Genomic DNA, 17,483 nt, shown 5'->3' with positions numbered 1-17,483 from the left:
TCTTTATAATTTTTTACAAATGTACACAGAATAAAACTGTTAACGTACTGAAAATGAAATTGAGAAACGTTTATTGTGAAGATTCTTGAGATTATACAAAAGAAAAAGTGATACTCTTTATGTGCATCACTTGTTCTTGGGTGGGTAAGGAATTAATTTCTTTGATTGATAGACAAATATAACCATTTGTTTACTTCCTAATCTTACCTACTTTTAGGTAATTTTCATTCTTAAAAAGAGTTTTCCTCTATTTTTTTGCTAGAAATTGATTACAAACAACAATATCAAGCCTTTACTATTACAAACACATTCTATTTTTACTTACAGACTATGGCTAGTATAAGATTACTTTTTATCCTTTCGTTACTTTTTACAGCTTGTACTCAAAAAGCTGAAGATGATCTTTCTGAAATTATTGAAGAAGTGGAAGATGAAATTGTTGTAGAAGATTCTATAGCTGATAACATCGAAGAAGATATTGTTATTCACTCCAATCCAAATATATTATTAGTACTAATTGATGACATTGGGAAAGATGCCTTAAGCACTTATTCTGAAGGAGTAACTTACGCAAATACTCCTACTTTAGACTCTATTGCTAATTCTGGTTTATTATTTAATAATATGTGGGTAAACCCTGCTTGTTCTCCTACTAGAGCCTCATTAATTACTGGTAAATACCCTTCTAATAATGGTGTTTTAGCTGTTAGTGAAGTATTGTCTTCTTCAGAAACTACTCTTCATAAATACATAAGAGACAATACAAACGATACTTATAGTACTGCTTTAATTGGAAAGTGGCATTTATCTGGTTTAAGAAATATGGATAGTCCTTTAAACTATGGTGTTGATTATTATATGGGTACAATGGAAGGTGGCACGAGTAGTTATTACGATTGGGAATTATCTGATGGTGAAAATACAACTGCTATTGAAGATACTTATATTACTACTAAATTTACAGATTTAGCAATTGATTGGATTGATGAACAAGAACAACCTTGGTTTTTATGGCTTGCCTATACGGCTCCTCATACTCCCTTTCATGCTCCCCCATCTAATTTACATTATCAAGGTACATTAACGGATAATCAAAGTACTATAGATGCTAACCCTCTCCCTTATTATTTAGCAAGTATAGAGGCTTTAGATACAGAACTTTCTAGACTATTGTCTACTATTCCAGATTTAGAAAATACAGTTATAATTATTTTAGGAGACAATGGTGTAGACGCTCAAGTTGCACAAACTCCTTACGAACAAGGACAAGTAAAAGGCAGTTTACATGAAGGCGGAATTAATACACCATTTTTCATTTCTGGACCTTCTATAAGAATTGGCACAGACAATGGTATGCATAATGTGACAGATCTTTTTACTACAATCGGAAACATAGCTGGTGTTTCTACTACATCAATTCATGATAGTCAATCGTTCTATCAAAACCTTGTAGATGACACCCCTTCGGATAGAAGTTTTAATTATTCTGAAACAACCAATGGATACACTGTTTACAACGGTACGTATAAATACATGCTTACTGAACAGGGAAATGAGAAGTTCTTTGATCTTTCTGAAGACCCTTACGAAAGTATAAATTATATAAGAAGAACCATGACAACAGAGCAAACAACAGCAAAAGATAAATTAATAGTAATTGGTGATTCTATTAGAAATGCCAATATTCTATTTTAAGATATTTATACTAATTCATTTTAATACTTGATAAACTTAACTTACAAAAAAAGCTCAGCTAATTCATTTTGGCTGAGCTCAATTTTTACAAGGTTAATTTACTACTTGGAATACTTCCATCTTTTATGCGACCATAACCAATTTGATGGTGCTAATTTAATGTTTTCCTCTAAAAGAGAAGTAAACTTATTTAGTATCTGATGTGTTCCTTTTTGATATTCTTTCCCATCATAAACAGGTAGTATTTCTATATCATAATACCCTCTTTTTCTTCTTGTAATTTTTGAATAAACCACAGGGAAATTCATATATTCGGTTATTTTTTCTGGGCCTGCAAAGAATGCACTTTCCTTACCAAAAAAATTTACCCATTCTTTCTTTTTATCATAGCCTGGAGGGGATTGATCTGCTACTAATCCAAAGAAAAACATATCACCTTTCTTTTTGCGAATCAAAATTTCTCTCATTGTATTTGCCATAGGAACAGGATATCCTCCAAACCTTGCTCGAATCTCTAACATCATTTTTTCAGAAAAATCACTTGCTAAAGGTTTATAAACAGCACCAATTGGAATATTTAAATGAGATGCTATTCCTGCTAATTGCCATTCCCAATTACAAATATGACCTGTCAATAATATTAAGGGTTGTTTTTTATCAATATAATTTTTGAGTAATTCTAAGTTTTTAATTCGTACTCTTTTTTTCATGTCTTCAACAGACATTGTCATGCTTTTGATTGTCTCTAAACCGACATCTGATAAATTTCTATAGAATTTTTTCTGTATGACATATTTTTCTAATAGTGTTTTTTCAGGAAAACAAATACTTAAATTTTCCATTATTACACTTCTTCTATAACGCATAAAAGAACCCATTACAAAAGCAATGCAATTTGATAAAAGATATACTAAAGGAAAGGGGAGCCTTGAGATAAATCGTATAAAAAACATAAAACAGTTTAACAGAGTTTTTATGAAAAATAATAATGTAAATCAAATGACCTTTTAAAGGTGCTGATTTTAGAAATTACTATCAATTTTATAAAAAAACAACTATTCTATGTGTGGAAATTTACTATCTAATTGAATTTATATTACTTCTTTTGTGGCTACAATTCTTATTCTTTTATAATCAGCAAACCACTCATTATCAACAAACAAATCTTTTCTTAAAGACTCTTGCACCTCATTTAATATTAAATCTACTTCAGATTCTAATACTCCAACAAGAAAGTTTTTACCAAACATCTTCAGTAAATCTTTTATCCCGTTCTCCGTATCTTCTAGCTTTGTGGGTCTATCAAAATGTTCTGCAAAAGTTACTTTAAAACCTACTTTTTCTAGGGCTAAACTGTATTCTCCAATTGAAGGAAAAAACCATTGTTCAAATTCAGATTGGTCTATATAACCATATTTCAACAATACTTTTTTAAGTGCTTTTTCTATCTTTTCTATGTTCCCTTTTCCTCCAAATTCTACTACAATTCTGCCTCCTTCTTTTAAATTGGAGTACATAGATTGAATACAGAAATGATAATCTTTAATCCAATGTAATGTGGCATTCGAGAAAATTGCATCAAACTTTTGGTAGAATTTAAAGGCTGTAGCGTCTTTTTGATAAAAATTAATTGAAGGGTAGTTTTCTTTTGCCTGCTGTATCATTTCAGCAGAAGAATCTATACCAATTACTTCTTTTACAGATTTACTGATCATGTTGGTAAGCTGACCAGATCCGCATCCTAAATCTAAAATTCTTTCTTCTTCTTTGGGCTGAAGTAAACGAACCACATCTTCTCCATAATCGAAAACAAATGCATGTTTGCTTTCATACAATGAGGTATCCCAGTTATCAATGTTAGTCATTAGTAGCAATAATATTTATTTAATTAGTCGTTATTTAAAATAGATAGAGCAAAATAAATAACATTATGTAAACGTGCAACTAATATAGTTCTAAGTTAAACTTTTGTTGGTTCCCAAGCATAATAATTATGGTCATTGTCAAGCTGAAAACCCGTTCTAGGGTAAAGGTTATTACCTATTTTATTTACTTTTTCTGTCTCTAATATTAAACCTGCTGAGTTTGTAGAAACAGCATGTTTTTTAGCTTCATCAAGTAATAAAATAGAACAGCCCTTTCCTCTCTCTGCTTCATCTACATATAGATCATTCAGCAACCATAGTCTTTTTAACCTTGTAGAAGAAAAAATAGGATATAATTGTACAAAACCAACCATAGTATGGCTGGTATCTTCTACTACAAAAATTATTGATTCATTATTATCTAATCGATTTTTAATAAACTCCTCTGCTCCTTTTAAATCACTTTTTTGATTATAGAAAATTCTATATTGATCAAAAAGAAGAGCAATTTTTTTATAATCTACCGAAGATGCTTTTCTGCTTTGCATATCAATTTAAAATTGACCTTTGTATTCAATTGCCTTCTTAATATGAGCAATATGATGACAACCATGCCATGCATAAATTCCAATATTTTCTTTTAAAGAAGTCTGTTGTTCCGACTCTGGGTGAAAGAAGGCTTTATTTAAATCCTCTGGTGATAACCCCTCTAACAGGCTAATCCACTTTTTATGTAAATACGTAAGTAAGTTGAGAGAGTCTGATACATCCTCGTCATTACTATCGTGTAATTCAGCCCAACGATCTTCAAAATAAGGACGTATAGCTGGAGTATCTTCTGTGAGTGCTAATTTAAAACGCATGTAGCTATTCATATGGCTATCTGCACAATGGTGTACTACTTGTTTTATAGTCCATCCGTTTGGTCTATACTTGTAATTTAATTCTTGTTCAGTTAACCCATTCACTGCTTTTATAAGACGTTGGGGAAATATCTTAATCTCGTGAATCCAAAGTTGGAGTTGGTTATCTGAAATATTTGAAGGTAGTTGAAATTCTCCGATAGGAAACTTTAATTCCTGTTCTGTTAATACTAGTTTTTCCATTGTTGAACTGATAAATTAATTAATTTTGACTTTCGCCAAAAGTGCAGTAATGTTAGTAGTGTCTTTGTCAATTGATTTGTAATATTGAAGCACTTGCGTTGCTAACTCTTCGGCTTCGTCCATCCTACCTAGTTTATAATATAAATGAGCTTTAGTGTCAATAAAGTCATAAGAGGTATTTATAGAGATACCATAATCAACCCATTTTAAGGCAGCACTCAATTGAGACGCATTATTATAGTTTTCATAGAAATACCATGCCCAATCATTACATTTTTGAATAATATTACTATTTTTTATCAATTTTACATGAGAAAAGCTCCTATCCACCATCATAAAAGCTTTGTCAATTTCACCAATAGATAGGTAGTACCGGGGTGCGTAAATAAAATCATTCTGAAGGGCTAACTCCTTTGGAAAGTACTTAGCAATGGTAGTTAAGTATTCTTCATAATTTGCCTGTCCCTTATTTTTTATGGCTAAAGACAATGTATTTTTTGCTATCTGATTATAAATTTTAATCAACTCATTTGGATCTATCCTCGATGAAATTTCAAGTTGGTTTTCAATGAAAAATTTAAATGAATTAGAGGCTACAGAAGAATGATACAATGTTTGGCTAATTACTGTAATTACATCTTGGTTAGATAGTGCATCTTTATTTAATAAAGCTACAAACTTTTCGCAGGCATAATAATCCGGCTTTCTAATATTAATTGTTGCTAGACAATAATTGAGGTATTCATCTACAGATAAATCTCTCCCAGATTTAAACTTATTTTCTAAAACAAATAATTGCTTTGCAGGGTTTAATGCTGCCTCTCCTATTTCATTAAAAACATTAGGAGGAACCTTGCCATAAGCCATGTGAACAGCACGCCCATCAGAATAAAAATATACATGTGCAGGAAAAGACCGAATACCATAATCTTGAATAAACTGACGGCCTAAATTACTATTCGCATCTACAGTTAAATTGATAAAATGCCCATTATAAAACTCACTTACGTGGTCGTCTTTAAAAACACTTTCTTTAAGTTCTCCACAAGATGTACACCATTCAGATACAATATTTACATAAATATTCTTATCTGATAATTTTGCGTTTTCGATTGCTTTATTCCAGTTGATATCAGAAAAAACAATTCCTTGTCCATAGATAGAATTTCCTATTAATAGGATACATGATAGTAGAATACTTTGCTTGGTCATAGATCGAGAGTATAGAATTGCATCAAAGAATTTTCTTAATCTGCAATTGGTGTTGTAGTAATTTGCTCTATATTAAATACATATAATTACCTGTAATTTACAATAATTCTGATAAGTCTGTCAATGTGTGTTATATATCTCTACTTTTTTGCTTCTTTTTTTGAACTTCCGGTTACCTTTGCAAAGAACACTTAAATAAAAATACAGTGACGTTTGAAGAATTAAAACTGAGTAACTTCTTACAAAATGCAATTCGTGATATTGAGTACGTTAATGTAACTCCAATTCAAGAACATGCATTCCCGGTTGTTGCTTCAGGTAAAGATATGATTGGTATTGCGCAGACAGGTACAGGTAAAACTATGGCCTATCTATTGCCAATACTTCAAAATTTAAAATTTTCTAATCAGGATGATCCTCGAGTTTTAATCGTGGTACCTACTAGAGAGTTAGTTGCACAAGTTGTAGAAGAGGTGAATTTTTTAACAAAATATCTCTCTGTTAGAACAGTAGGTGTATATGGTGGTACTAATATTAGTACACAAAAACAAAAAATTCATGAAGGTGTTGATATCGTAGTTGGTACACCTGGTAGGGTCTATGACTTAGCACTTTCTCGTGTACTAAAATTTAAAACAATCCAAAAGTTTGTAATTGATGAGGTAGATGAAATGTTAGATTTAGGCTTTAGGCCTCAGCTAACAAGAATGATGGATTTGCTTCCTCCACGCCGGCAAAATATCATGTTTTCTGCAACACTTACTAAAGATGTTGAAGAGATTATTACTACTTTCTTTACTAAACCAGAAAAAGTAGAAATAGCAAGAACAGGTACTCCTGCAGAAAAAGTAATACAACGTGCTTATCATGTACCTAACTTTTTTACTAAGGTTAATATGTTAGAACACCTTCTAGCAAATGAACCCGATATGGAAAAAGTTTTGATCTTTGTTAGAAATAAAAAACTAGCAGATAGATTACACGAAACAATTGCAAAAATATATCCTGAAAAAACAGGAATTATTCACTCTAATAAATCTCAAAATTTTAGATTTAGAGCAATTGACGATTTCGAAGAAGGGACTACTAGTATTCTTGTTGCCACAGATATTATTGCTCGTGGTTTAGACATTAAAGGAATTACACATATTATCAACTTCGATACTCCTGAAGTTCCTGAAGAATACATTCACCGTATTGGTAGAACAGGTAGAGCAGACGAAAAAGGTATTGCTATCACTTTTATAAATGAGGCAGAGCAAGAATACCAAATGATGATTGAAGAATTGATGAAAAAGCCAATTCCTCTAGAACCTATGCCAGAGGAAGTACCTATTTCTAATATCTTCTCTGAAGAGGAAAAACCAAAATTATCTGATAAAAACTACCTTCAAACTAAAAAGGTAAATACAGGTGAAGGTGGCGGTGCATTTCATGTTAAGGTTGGAATTAATAATCCAATCAACCATACTACAAAAGTTGATCGTGGACCTAAGAAAACGAAACCTGTAAACAGAGGTCGTTTAAAACGAAAGTTCCGTAAGAAATAAATAACAAAAAAGGTCTTAGAGTAATTTCTAAGACCTTTTTTGATTTACTATACCTCTTCTTCTAAAGTTGAAATCATTTCTTTGATTTCTTTCAACTGTTTTCCGTAAACCATCTTAATCCATTTTTTACACCACCCTTTTGTTAAATAATGAGTTGGAATAAAACCAATTATAAAAGCAAAAAAACCAATTCCTATCGCTACAAATAAATTATCAAGTACTATTTCATCATTAATAATTTCTAGGATAATTTTGGAAAGAATCCCAGTAAGTAAACCATAATACCCCCCATACGCTGCTATCTTAATTTGCTTCTGTATACTACTGTCTAAATAATGATCTATAGATTTTAAATATTCTAATGTATCTAATTTCTTAAAGTTTGATACCTTTTTAATAGCTTTGATATAATAAACAAAAAGCACAATAATAACAGGAATATTTAAGATAATAATGAAACGTATTGTTTGATCAACAATTAAAAATATAAATGGTAAAAGAACAAAAACAGAGATCCATTCAATCTTACTTTTTCGAACTAAATTATTAACAATATTCAACGATTTTTTACGGTTCTCTTTTGCCGCTTCATCCACAGATTTCAAGTTTGGAGTAGATTGATGCCCTGTACTCCAAACATCTTTTAAATCAAACTCTTCCATACTATACTATCTTTTAATTGTTGTTTTATTCTGTTGATTTTAACACCAACATTACTCATAGAAATACCTATAATTTCTGCTATTTCTTGGTAACTTTTATCTTCTAAATACAAGACGATTATGGCACGATCTGCTTTTTTCAATTGTCTAATTCCCATATATAAGGTATTTAACCTTTCTTGGGCTTCTGTATCTTCTAAATCAGAATGATGATCAAAACTTTCATTGATTTCTACAGTATCTACTTCTCTTTTTTCTGATTTTATAATCGAAAGACAAGTATTTAATGTCACTCTATATACCCATGTAGATAATTTAGATTGATGATTATAGGCTTCTTTTGATTTCCAAAGTTGTAAACACACCTCTTGAAAATAATCATCAAATTCTAATTTTGAATGAGTATAAGCTCGACAAATTTTATAGATAATCGCTTTATTACTTTCGATATATTCTTCGTAAAATTCTATCGACATAAATTATTGGTTTTAGAATAATGCTAATTGAATTACTTATTTCATCGATATAAATTTGTCATCAATAAAAATATAGCATTTGATTTTGAAAGCTCCTCCAAGACGTATTTTAATCATTTCTCTTTCTCCTTTACTATTGATTAAATGTCCTGCTAAAGCTGACTGATAAAGTCCGAATGTACGATCTTGTAATTCATCATTCACAAACAGAAATTCTCCATTAAACCAAGTATTAACAACCTTAATTTCTGAGGTTTGATATGTTATTGTCCATTCACTTTTCATAGTATTAGTTAGTTTGAGATTTTAGTTCTGTATTTAAAAATGACATAAAAATAATTAACCTAGTTTCTATAACACGGTCAAAATTCTTTCTTTCTGATGTCAACGGAGAAATCAGTTTCTCTTGAGATATAATTTTAACCTGACCGTTATACGATAGCTCAATATCAATAAAAGTATTTGCTGCTAACATTTTCTCATATTTTGATGAAAAAATAAAAGAAGAACCTGTAAAGAGTAAGCGATAAGAAGTTAAACCATTTGAGTAAATAAGTAACCCATACTTTTTAGAAATGGTATTCACTAAGTCTCTAAACTCTAATACATCCAATGATGAATTAACTATTTACAGACTTTTTTGAATTGTAAATAAATGCCGATGAGATATTTTGTAAGATATTCATAATAGTTAGATCAAGTAATTTAAAAACTGAAGAGTAAGTTGACGTCAAATACTTTTCTTTAAACTGTTTGATTAGTTAATAGACAAAATGAAGATTTTCTTACAAAAAAGAGAAAATAAAATCTAAAAAAACAACAAGAGACTCATTTTCAACACATTAAAAACAAAAAAAACCATAACTTTTTACAGTTATGGTTTAAATATTCTTTTTCTTTTAAAAGTTAATCCCAAAGATATTCTTTCGTATAAGGGCTTCCTCCAGATGTAAAAGGTTCTCCATCAGAGAAACGGTATTTTTCGTTTAATCTAGAAATTTCTCTTAAGTCCCAAGGAGTTAAAGCTATATTTAAAGAAGCTAAATTCTCTTTTAACCTTTTCTCGTGAACAGACTTAGGAATTGCAACAGTCTCTCTACGGTTTGCCCAAGCTAACATTATTTGTGCTGGAGTAGCATTATGTTTTTCTGCAATTTCAATAAGTAATTCGTTTTCTAATAATATCGGAGGATGAACTCCATCTTTTACCGCTAAACTATCTTTAGTACCTAAAGGAGAATAGGCCGTTAGTATTATATTATGAACATCAGCATATTCCATCATTGTTCTTTGCTGATTTAATGGGTGCATTTCTATTTGGTTAATTACAGGCTGAATTCTAGCATTAGTAAGAATTGTTTCTAAATTTCTTATACTAAAATTAGATACACCTATTGATAACACTTTGCCCTCATCAACTAGTTTTTCCATAGCTCCCCACGTTTCTAAAATTGGAGCTTCTTCTACGGTAAGAAATTCTTCTCTTTTTTGTGTAAAAGTAACCCCAGGTTTATAAGCAACTGGCCAATGAATTAAGTAAAGATCTAAATATTTTAACTTTAAATCTTCCAACGTTTTGTTTAATGCTTTTGGAACATCAGCAGCTAAATGTGCATCGTTCCATAATTTAGAAGTAATAAATAAATCTTCTCTTTTTACTATTCCTTCATCAATACATTCCTTAATTGCATTGCCTACTTCGGGTTCATTCCCGTAAATAGAGGCACAATCAATATGTCTATATCCTAATTGAATCGCTTTTTTTACGGCTTCGTACACTTCACCTGGCTGAGATTTCCAAGTTCCGAGACCAATACTAGGTATTTCTTTACCGTTATTTAATTTTAAAGATTTGCTGCTCATGATTAATAGTTTTACGTGTGGCTATTCTATGAATATACAATTATACATCCGTTAAAAAAACAGTCTTGAAGATTAATTTCTGAGATTTAAATAATCTTAATTTAGATCCAATAAATAACTAATTGATTGTCAGTAATTCAAAAAACTTTTTATATTTACTTCTCTCTAAAAAATCTATCAACAAACTTTAGTACTAAATATATACAACTCTATGTCCAATTTAATCATCAAAAATCTAACTAAAACCTATCCTAACGGTGTTAAAGCTCTAGATAACCTCTCACTAGAAATTAATAGTGGAATGTTTGGTCTTTTAGGTCCAAATGGTGCAGGTAAATCATCGCTAATGCGTACACTTGCAACATTGCAAATTCCAGATAGTGGTTCTATTACTTTAAATGGAACAGATATTATTAATGAATCTGAGCAATTAAGAAGAGTACTAGGTTATTTACCGCAAGAATTTGGTGTGTACCCAAAAATTACTGCAGAAGATTTATTAGATCATATGGCTATTCTAAAAGGAATAACCAATAAAAAAGAGAGAACTGAAACTGTAAACTACTTACTTCAGAAAGTAAACTTATACGAAAAAAGAAAGAAGGCTGTTAAAAGTTTTTCTGGTGGTATGAAACAACGTATAGGCATTGCACAAGCTTTAATTGGAGATCCCAAACTAATAATTGTTGATGAACCTACAGCCGGGTTAGACCCAGGAGAAAGAAACCGTTTCCATAATTTACTTGCTGATGTTGGAGAAAATGTGATTGTCATTTTATCAACACATATTGTGGAAGACGTTCGTGAACTATGTACTGATATGGCAATTATGAACGAAGGCAAAATTATGTACAAAGGTTCTCCTGATAATGTACTTAGTGAACTTGATGGACTAGTATGGCAAAAAACAATTGCAAGAAAAGACATTGATGAGTATGTAAAGAACTTTAAGGTGATTTCTAATAAAATGGTGAGTGGTAAAACTGTAATCCATGTTTTAAGTACAAGCTCTCCTGCAGAAGGTTTTACACAAGTTGAACCTGATTTGGAAGATGTATTTTTCGCTAAAACTTCTGCAAATTTCCTTTCTGAATAAAAACTAGCTTATCATGTTTAAAGAATTTTTCTCTCGAGAAGTCAAGACTGCTTTAAAGCAGCCTATGGTTTATATATTTATGCTCTTGTTAGGGTTATTAGCCTTCGGAGCTGTATCAAGTGATAAAGTAATGATTGGGGGTGCTATTGGTAATATCAACACCAATTCCCCAGATATTGTATTTAAATTTTCTTTTATACTCTCAATATTTGGTCTATTAATTGCCGCCGCATTTTTTAATAATGCTGCATTAAGAGATTATGATAATCAATTTAATGAGATTCTTTTTAGTACACCTATTAAGAAAAAAGATTACTTTTTTGGGCGTTTTCTTGGAGCTTTATTACTTTCTACTCTTCCATTTGTTGGTATTTATCTAGGTATTACTATCGGTACTTTTATAGCTCCTCCTTTGGATTGGATAGACCAAGAAAGAATGGGAACCTTACCTGTAAATGCCTTTTTAGCTAGTTACTTTTTGGTCATTTTACCAAATATGTTTTTTGCTGGATCAATAATATTTTTCTTAGCCACGAAGTTTAAAAACACAACTATTTCGTTTGTTGGGGCAATGGTTATTATTATTGGATATATCATATCCATAACCTTAACAAGTGATATTGAGAATGAAAATATAGGTGCTTTAGTAGATATTTTTGGTGTTAACGCATATGGTATTCAAACTAAATACTACACTGCCTTTGAAAAGAATACTTTACTACCCGAAGTCTTTAGTCTTTTAGGCTTAAATAGATTGATATGGTTAACTTTAGGTATTATAATTACAGCACTATCTTACGTAAATTTCTCATTTTCTGATTCAAAAGGAAAAACAAAAAAAGAGAAAGTAGAAAAGAAGACTACAAAGGTTTTTATAAAACCAGCCTCTCTCTCTAAATTCACTCAGCATACCGATTGGGTACAATTTAAGAGCTTCTTTTCAATTTATAGTAAAACCATTCTAAGGAGTACTACCTATAAGACATTAATTATTTTTAGTCTTCTATTACTAATTGTGGATCTTTTTCAAGGGTATGAATACTTCGGTTTACAATCTTACCCAGTTACTTACAAAGTCTATGATTCAATCTCTAATGCATCACAAATATTTTTTATTATAATAATTGTGTTCTATAGTGGAGAATTGATTTGGCAAGATAGAGAAGTACACCTTAATGAAGTGGTTGATTCTTCTCCTCACACTACATTTTCATCGCTTCTAGCAAAAGTATTGTCTATCAGTTATTCGATAACAATAATGTACTTTATTCTTGTAATTATCGGGATTAGCTACCAGTTAATTAATGGATTTACAGATATAAAATTGTTTGTTTATTTTGTAAACTTTGCACTATCTATTCTTCCAAGCTTGTTTGCTACTTCTTGTTTAATGTTACTCATCCATGTAATTATTAATAATAAATATATTGGTTATGCAGCTTCTTTAGTACTAATATTTAGTCTAGGTATACTATTAAGCGTTTTAGATGTTTCGTCTAAAATGTTTGATTTAGGAAGTACATTATCTATTCAGTATTCTGATATGAACAGCTTTGGACCTGGCCTTGTAGGTGCAATTTGGTTTGATGCCTATTGGATTATTTTTAGTATTATCCTATTATTAATTGCAGGACTTCTATACAATAGAGGTACTGAGTTATCTATCTTGAAAAGAGTAAAAAATATCACTAGAAATTTAGATATAAATTATATTGGAGCACTTTCTTTTTTCTCATTAATATGGATAATCTTAGCTGGGGTAATTTTCTATAACACCCAAGTAATTAATGATTATGAGACTTCTGATGAAATTGAAGAAAATAGAGCATACTACGAAAAAGAGTTTAAACAATATGAAAATGCACCTCAGCCAAAGTTAACAGATGTACTTTTTAATATTAATATCTTTCCAAAAGAAAGGAATGTCTATTCTGTTACAGACCTTACGTTTAAAAACCAGACCGATGTAGCAATTGATACTCTATTTTTTACATTAAATTCTGATTGGGACACAGAGTTTGTACTACCTAATGGGAAAGAGGTTTTTTATGATGAAAAAACAGGTTTCAAAAAAATAGCTTTAGCAAAAAGTTTGCAGCCCAACGAAGTATTAAAGTATACAATCAAATCTAATTACATTAGTGAAGGATTTGAAAATAACAGAGGAAATACCTCTATAGTTGAAAATGGAACATTCTTAAACAACAGCGATATACTTCCTAGTTTTGGATACCAAAGCGGTTTTGAACTTAGCGATAAGTACAAAAGAAAAGAATATGACTTAGCTCCAAAAGAAAGAGTTCCTGCATTAAACGAACATTGTGGTCCTGAATGTGATAGTAATTATCTAACAAACGGCATCTCTGATTGGGTAAATATTGAAACACATATCTCAACATCATCAGACCAAATTGCTATTGCTCCAGGCTCTCTAATTAAAGAATGGAAAAAAGATAATAGAAACTGTTTTACGTATAGGGTAGATCATGCTTCTCAAGCTTTTATGTCCTTTATATCTGCAAGGTACGAGGTGAAAAGAAAAATTTGGAATGGTATAGACATTGAAATTTACTATGACAAGCAACATGCTGTAAACGTAGATAAAATGATTACTGCAGTAGAAAAATCATTAGACTATTATACTACTAATTTTGGCCCTTATTTTCATAATCAAGCCCGTATTATTGAGTTTCCGAGATATGCCACTTTTGCACAGGCATTTCCTGGTACTATGCCCTACTCAGAAGCTTTTGGGTTTATTGTAGACCTAGAAGATGAAGAAGGCAATAATGTAATTGATGCTGTTATTGCTCACGAAATGGCACATCAATGGTGGGCTCATCAAGAAGTTGGAGCTAATGTACAAGGTGGCACAATGTTAACGGAAAGCTTTTCTGAATATGCTTCCTTAATGGTGATGAAACAAACTACCTCTCCTATCAAAATGAAAGATTTCCTTAAATATGATTTAAACCGTTATTTAGGAGGACGTGGTGGTGAAAGAGAAAAAGAATTACCATTGTATAAAGTAGAAAATCAGCAATACATTCACTACGGTAAAGGCAGTGTTATTTTATATGCTTTACAAGAATATATTGGAGAAGACAGTGTTAATGCTGCGCTATCTAGTTTCTTAGACGAGTTTAGATACAAAGAACCTCCTTACCCTACTTCAAATGATTTCCTTAGACATTTAGAACCTAGAGTTCCAGATTCTCTTAACTATTTAATTGATGATTGGTTTAAGGAAATTACCTTGTATGATTACAGGTTGAAATCGTCTACTTTAGACGAACTTGGAGACAGTACATACAAGGTGACTGTAACAATCGATTCCAAGAAAATTAAATCTGATTCTATTGGTAACGAAACAACCGTTGCTTTAAATGAATGGGTGGATATTGGTTTCTTTGGAGACGACGATGAAGAGGATTTATTCTATACTGAACGAGTAAAAGTTGATAAAGAAAATTCTACTTATGAATTTATTTTAGATAAACTTCCTATTAAAGCAGGTATAGACCCTAAGCGCTTACTTATTGAACGAGTATATGATGATAACATCAAAAAAATTGATCAATAGTATATTAAAAAGGAATAATTGATATTATCTAAGAAGTAATTTATATAAAATAAAATAAATGAGTGTTTTCTTCTATTTTTGAAGGAACACTCATTTTTAATTATTTATACAATCATTTATGAAATTATTAGCTCTATTTATATTCTTATTTTCATCTGTAACCTGCTTTGGTCAAGAAGAAGAACATTCTACCAAAAAAATGCATGGTAGAGAAGAAGCTCATGGTAAATTAAAGCATCATAGAATCGCCCTAATTTGGGCTCATGGCTATGTACCAAAAGCAATAGACAACAAAGACCAAACAGTAATAATACCTGTAATTGGCTTAGATTATGAATATTGGTTTTCTCATAAATTTGCTATTGGTCTTTCTAATGATATTGAATTAACTAATTATGTTATAGAAAACCATGAAGGCGAAGAATTAGAAAGAGAATACAGTTACGTAGGTGCTATAATGGGTATTTTTGAAGTAGCTCCTTTATGGGTAGTTGCTGTAGGCCCTGGTGTCGAAATTGAAAAAAATCAGAACTTCTTTGTCGCAAAAATTAATATTGAAAGAGAATTTCCAATTGCTGGAGTAGGCTGGGATGTTACACCTATGTTTAGTTATGAAGTTAAAACAAGTAATGGTCACGGAGTCTATGATGCCTTTAATTTAGGTATTGGTATTGGTAAAAGATTCTAATTTTTAATGTACCACTTTTATATAAAAAAGGTGATCAATTTTAATAAATTGATCACCTTTTTTATATCATTTCTTATTTGCTTTAATCTAGAAGTTTACTTGCATTTGTAATCTTAATAAATTACCTGCTTGATCATTATAAGGGTTTTGAGAATCAACGTAAGTTCTGTTTGCCATTGTATACATTGCTACAAATTCAAAGGCTCTATTAGGTTGCCATTCTACACCAATTTCTACATCATTTACACTATAACTTCTTGCATCTAACTCAAACTTCTTACCTCCATCATAATAGATATATCTAACAAAAGGAAAGAACTGGTGATGTGTATAATCTATTTTTGCATAAATCATTGCATATGCACCGTGTAAATTTTTCGTTTTCACCATATTAGTTGGCACATCATATTCAGGGCCTTTACCATAGTTATATTCTGCCTGAAAACCAATTGGCTGAGGATACCAAACAAATGTTGCTCCTAACCTAGCATCATCAAAATTCTGACCTGCTGCATATACAATTTCTTTTTCTCCATTAGAGTTTGTTACCTCTGCTTCTAGCCCTTCAGATGTATTTGGCAAAACATATTGCCCAGTATACCCATGAATTGAAAGCTCCATTATTTGTTCGTTCGCAAACTGGAATGGCCAAGAGGCTCTTGCAACAACGTGTAGGTTTTCGTTTAAGTCTGATGTATTAATACCCTGACCGTTATAAGCTCCTAAAGCAAACGTACCGTAATTACCACTATGCTTTAAGTTATTCTTTTTCATATACTCGTATACCTTTCTCGCTTTTTGAGGAGTATGATACATTACTGCCATTAAATCACGTTCGTTAGGTAAAGCAGAGTTGATAGCATCTGAACGATCTAAAGGGATACGGAACTGAGAAGATTGCATATTTTCGAAGCCAAAAGGGACTTTACTTTGCCCAACCCTTAACCAAGTAGATTTATGATGATCAAAATATAAATCCATGTAAGCATCTCTTAAAGTAGGTGAACCAGCAAAATCTGCTTGCATATATACATACACATTATCTAATAACCATCCACTTACTTTTAAACGTACCCTACGAAGTGAAATACCTTTATCTGCACCCCAGTTTTTATCCATTTGCGGAACTTCTAAATCTGGGTTGGTTTCAAATAAGCCATTATACCTCGCTTGAATATAACCACTTACTTTAATTCTATCGGTCCAACTTTTAGGTAAAGATTTTTGAATTAAACCCTCTCCATCTTGCTCTGGTTTAAAACCAAGTGAATCTATTTTAATCTCTTCAAAACTATCTTGTGCATTCACACTTACAGTAGCTAAAAGTGTTACTAGTAGTAATAGTCTAATTGACAGTTTAACTGTGCGTTCCATTGTAATTAAATATAGTCGTATATGATAATATGTTTGCAATGTTAGAGGTTTTATCAAAAAAATGTTTCATTAAAATAATAAGTTAACATAGAGTTAATATTACATATAAACTACATTCATATTAAAGTTAAAAACATCGCTTAATGTTACTCTAAGATTTAATATTCTATTCTCCAAGAATGAAAAATAATAAATTGTGATTTTTAAAACATCTCAAAATCAAAATAAAAGGTATAAAATACAATTTAATATGATTTTTGAATTACATATAAAAAAATAACAAACAACTCTGTTTATATTCTCACAATATAAA

The 17,483-nt window shown here is 30.9% G+C and carries 16 protein-coding genes; 5 read left to right on the top strand and 11 right to left on the bottom strand.

Going from position 1 to position 17,483, the window contains the following annotated elements:
• Positions 1-330 precede the first annotated feature (330 nt).
• Entirely contained in the window at positions 331-1,695 is a 1,365-nt protein-coding gene (locus tag EI427_RS03290; protein ID WP_126611592.1) for a sulfatase-like hydrolase/transferase, read from the top strand.
• Positions 1,696-1,796: 101 nt separating this feature from the next.
• Here the strand turns inward: EI427_RS03290 and EI427_RS03285 are convergent, their stop codons facing one another.
• The 5 genes from EI427_RS03285 to EI427_RS03265 form a co-directional block, all read right to left on the bottom strand.
• Entirely contained in the window at positions 1,797-2,648 is an 852-nt protein-coding gene (locus tag EI427_RS03285; RefSeq protein ID WP_126611590.1) for a lysophospholipid acyltransferase family protein, read from the bottom strand.
• A gap of 138 nt (positions 2,649-2,786) precedes the next feature.
• Positions 2,787-3,560 (bottom strand): class I SAM-dependent methyltransferase, encoded by a 774-nt coding sequence (locus tag EI427_RS03280; protein WP_126611587.1) that lies wholly within the window; start codon positions 3,558-3,560, stop codon positions 2,787-2,789.
• Between the two features lie 95 nt (positions 3,561-3,655).
• Entirely contained in the window at positions 3,656-4,108 is a 453-nt protein-coding gene (locus tag EI427_RS03275) for a GNAT family N-acetyltransferase (RefSeq protein WP_126611584.1), read from the bottom strand.
• Positions 4,109-4,114: 6 nt separating this feature from the next.
• A complete protein-coding gene (locus EI427_RS03270; RefSeq protein WP_126611582.1) occupies positions 4,115-4,666 on the bottom strand; it encodes a YfiT family bacillithiol transferase in 552 nt (183 codons plus the stop codon).
• A 15-nt stretch (positions 4,667-4,681) separates the two neighbouring features.
• Positions 4,682-5,878 carry a thioredoxin family protein gene (locus tag EI427_RS03265; protein ID WP_126611579.1) on the bottom strand — a complete coding sequence of 399 codons (1,197 nt, stop codon included), beginning with the start codon at positions 5,876-5,878 and terminating at the stop codon, positions 4,682-4,684.
• A gap of 206 nt (positions 5,879-6,084) precedes the next feature.
• On the opposite strand from EI427_RS03265, the gene EI427_RS03260 reads away from it, so the two are divergent.
• Positions 6,085-7,428, top strand: coding sequence for a DEAD/DEAH box helicase (locus EI427_RS03260; protein WP_126611577.1), 1,344 nt, complete (start codon positions 6,085-6,087; stop codon positions 7,426-7,428).
• A 47-nt stretch (positions 7,429-7,475) separates the two neighbouring features.
• Here the strand turns inward: EI427_RS03260 and EI427_RS03255 are convergent, their stop codons facing one another.
• From EI427_RS03255 to EI427_RS03235, 5 genes are all read right to left on the bottom strand, one after another.
• Positions 7,476-8,090 carry a hypothetical protein gene (locus EI427_RS03255; RefSeq protein WP_126611575.1) on the bottom strand — a complete coding sequence of 205 codons (615 nt, stop codon included), beginning with the start codon at positions 8,088-8,090 and terminating at the stop codon, positions 7,476-7,478.
• Positions 8,072-8,566, bottom strand: coding sequence for an RNA polymerase sigma factor (locus EI427_RS03250; RefSeq protein WP_126611573.1), 495 nt, complete (start codon positions 8,564-8,566; stop codon positions 8,072-8,074). The genes EI427_RS03255 and EI427_RS03250 overlap by 19 nt, the downstream gene beginning before the upstream one ends.
• Positions 8,567-8,602: 36 nt before the next feature.
• Positions 8,603-8,851 (bottom strand): hypothetical protein, encoded by a 249-nt coding sequence (locus tag EI427_RS03245; protein ID WP_126611571.1) that lies wholly within the window; start codon positions 8,849-8,851, stop codon positions 8,603-8,605.
• A 4-nt stretch (positions 8,852-8,855) separates the two neighbouring features.
• Positions 8,856-9,179, bottom strand: a complete 324-nt coding sequence (locus EI427_RS03240) for a hypothetical protein (RefSeq protein ID WP_126611569.1) — start codon at positions 9,177-9,179, stop codon at positions 8,856-8,858.
• A 293-nt stretch (positions 9,180-9,472) separates the two neighbouring features.
• Positions 9,473-10,429 carry an aldo/keto reductase gene (locus tag EI427_RS03235; RefSeq protein WP_126611567.1) on the bottom strand — a complete coding sequence of 319 codons (957 nt, stop codon included), beginning with the start codon at positions 10,427-10,429 and terminating at the stop codon, positions 9,473-9,475.
• 211 nt (positions 10,430-10,640) lie between these two features.
• On the opposite strand from EI427_RS03235, the gene EI427_RS03230 reads away from it, so the two are divergent.
• The 3 genes from EI427_RS03230 (at position 10,641) to EI427_RS03220 (ending at position 15,796) form a co-directional block, all read left to right on the top strand.
• On the top strand, positions 10,641-11,525 hold the full coding sequence (locus EI427_RS03230) for an ABC transporter ATP-binding protein (protein ID WP_126611565.1): 885 nt from the start codon (positions 10,641-10,643) through the stop codon (positions 11,523-11,525).
• Between the two features lie 13 nt (positions 11,526-11,538).
• The gene (locus EI427_RS03225) at positions 11,539-15,108 is read left to right on the top strand and encodes an ABC transporter permease/M1 family aminopeptidase (RefSeq protein WP_126611562.1); all 3,570 of its coding nucleotides are present in this window, start codon (positions 11,539-11,541) and stop codon (positions 15,106-15,108) included.
• Between the two features lie 118 nt (positions 15,109-15,226).
• Positions 15,227-15,796 (top strand): hypothetical protein, encoded by a 570-nt coding sequence (locus EI427_RS03220; RefSeq protein WP_126611560.1) that lies wholly within the window; start codon positions 15,227-15,229, stop codon positions 15,794-15,796.
• A gap of 87 nt (positions 15,797-15,883) precedes the next feature.
• Here the strand turns inward: EI427_RS03220 and EI427_RS03215 are convergent, their stop codons facing one another.
• Positions 15,884-17,170, bottom strand: coding sequence for a porin (locus tag EI427_RS03215; protein ID WP_126611558.1), 1,287 nt, complete (start codon positions 17,168-17,170; stop codon positions 15,884-15,886).
• Between the last annotated feature and the right edge of the window lie 313 nt (positions 17,171-17,483).

This window comes from Flammeovirga pectinis (assembly GCF_003970675.1).
GTDB lineage: Bacteria > Bacteroidota > Bacteroidia > Cytophagales > Flammeovirgaceae > Flammeovirga > Flammeovirga pectinis.
This window is presented reverse-complemented; position numbering and strand designations above follow the sequence as displayed.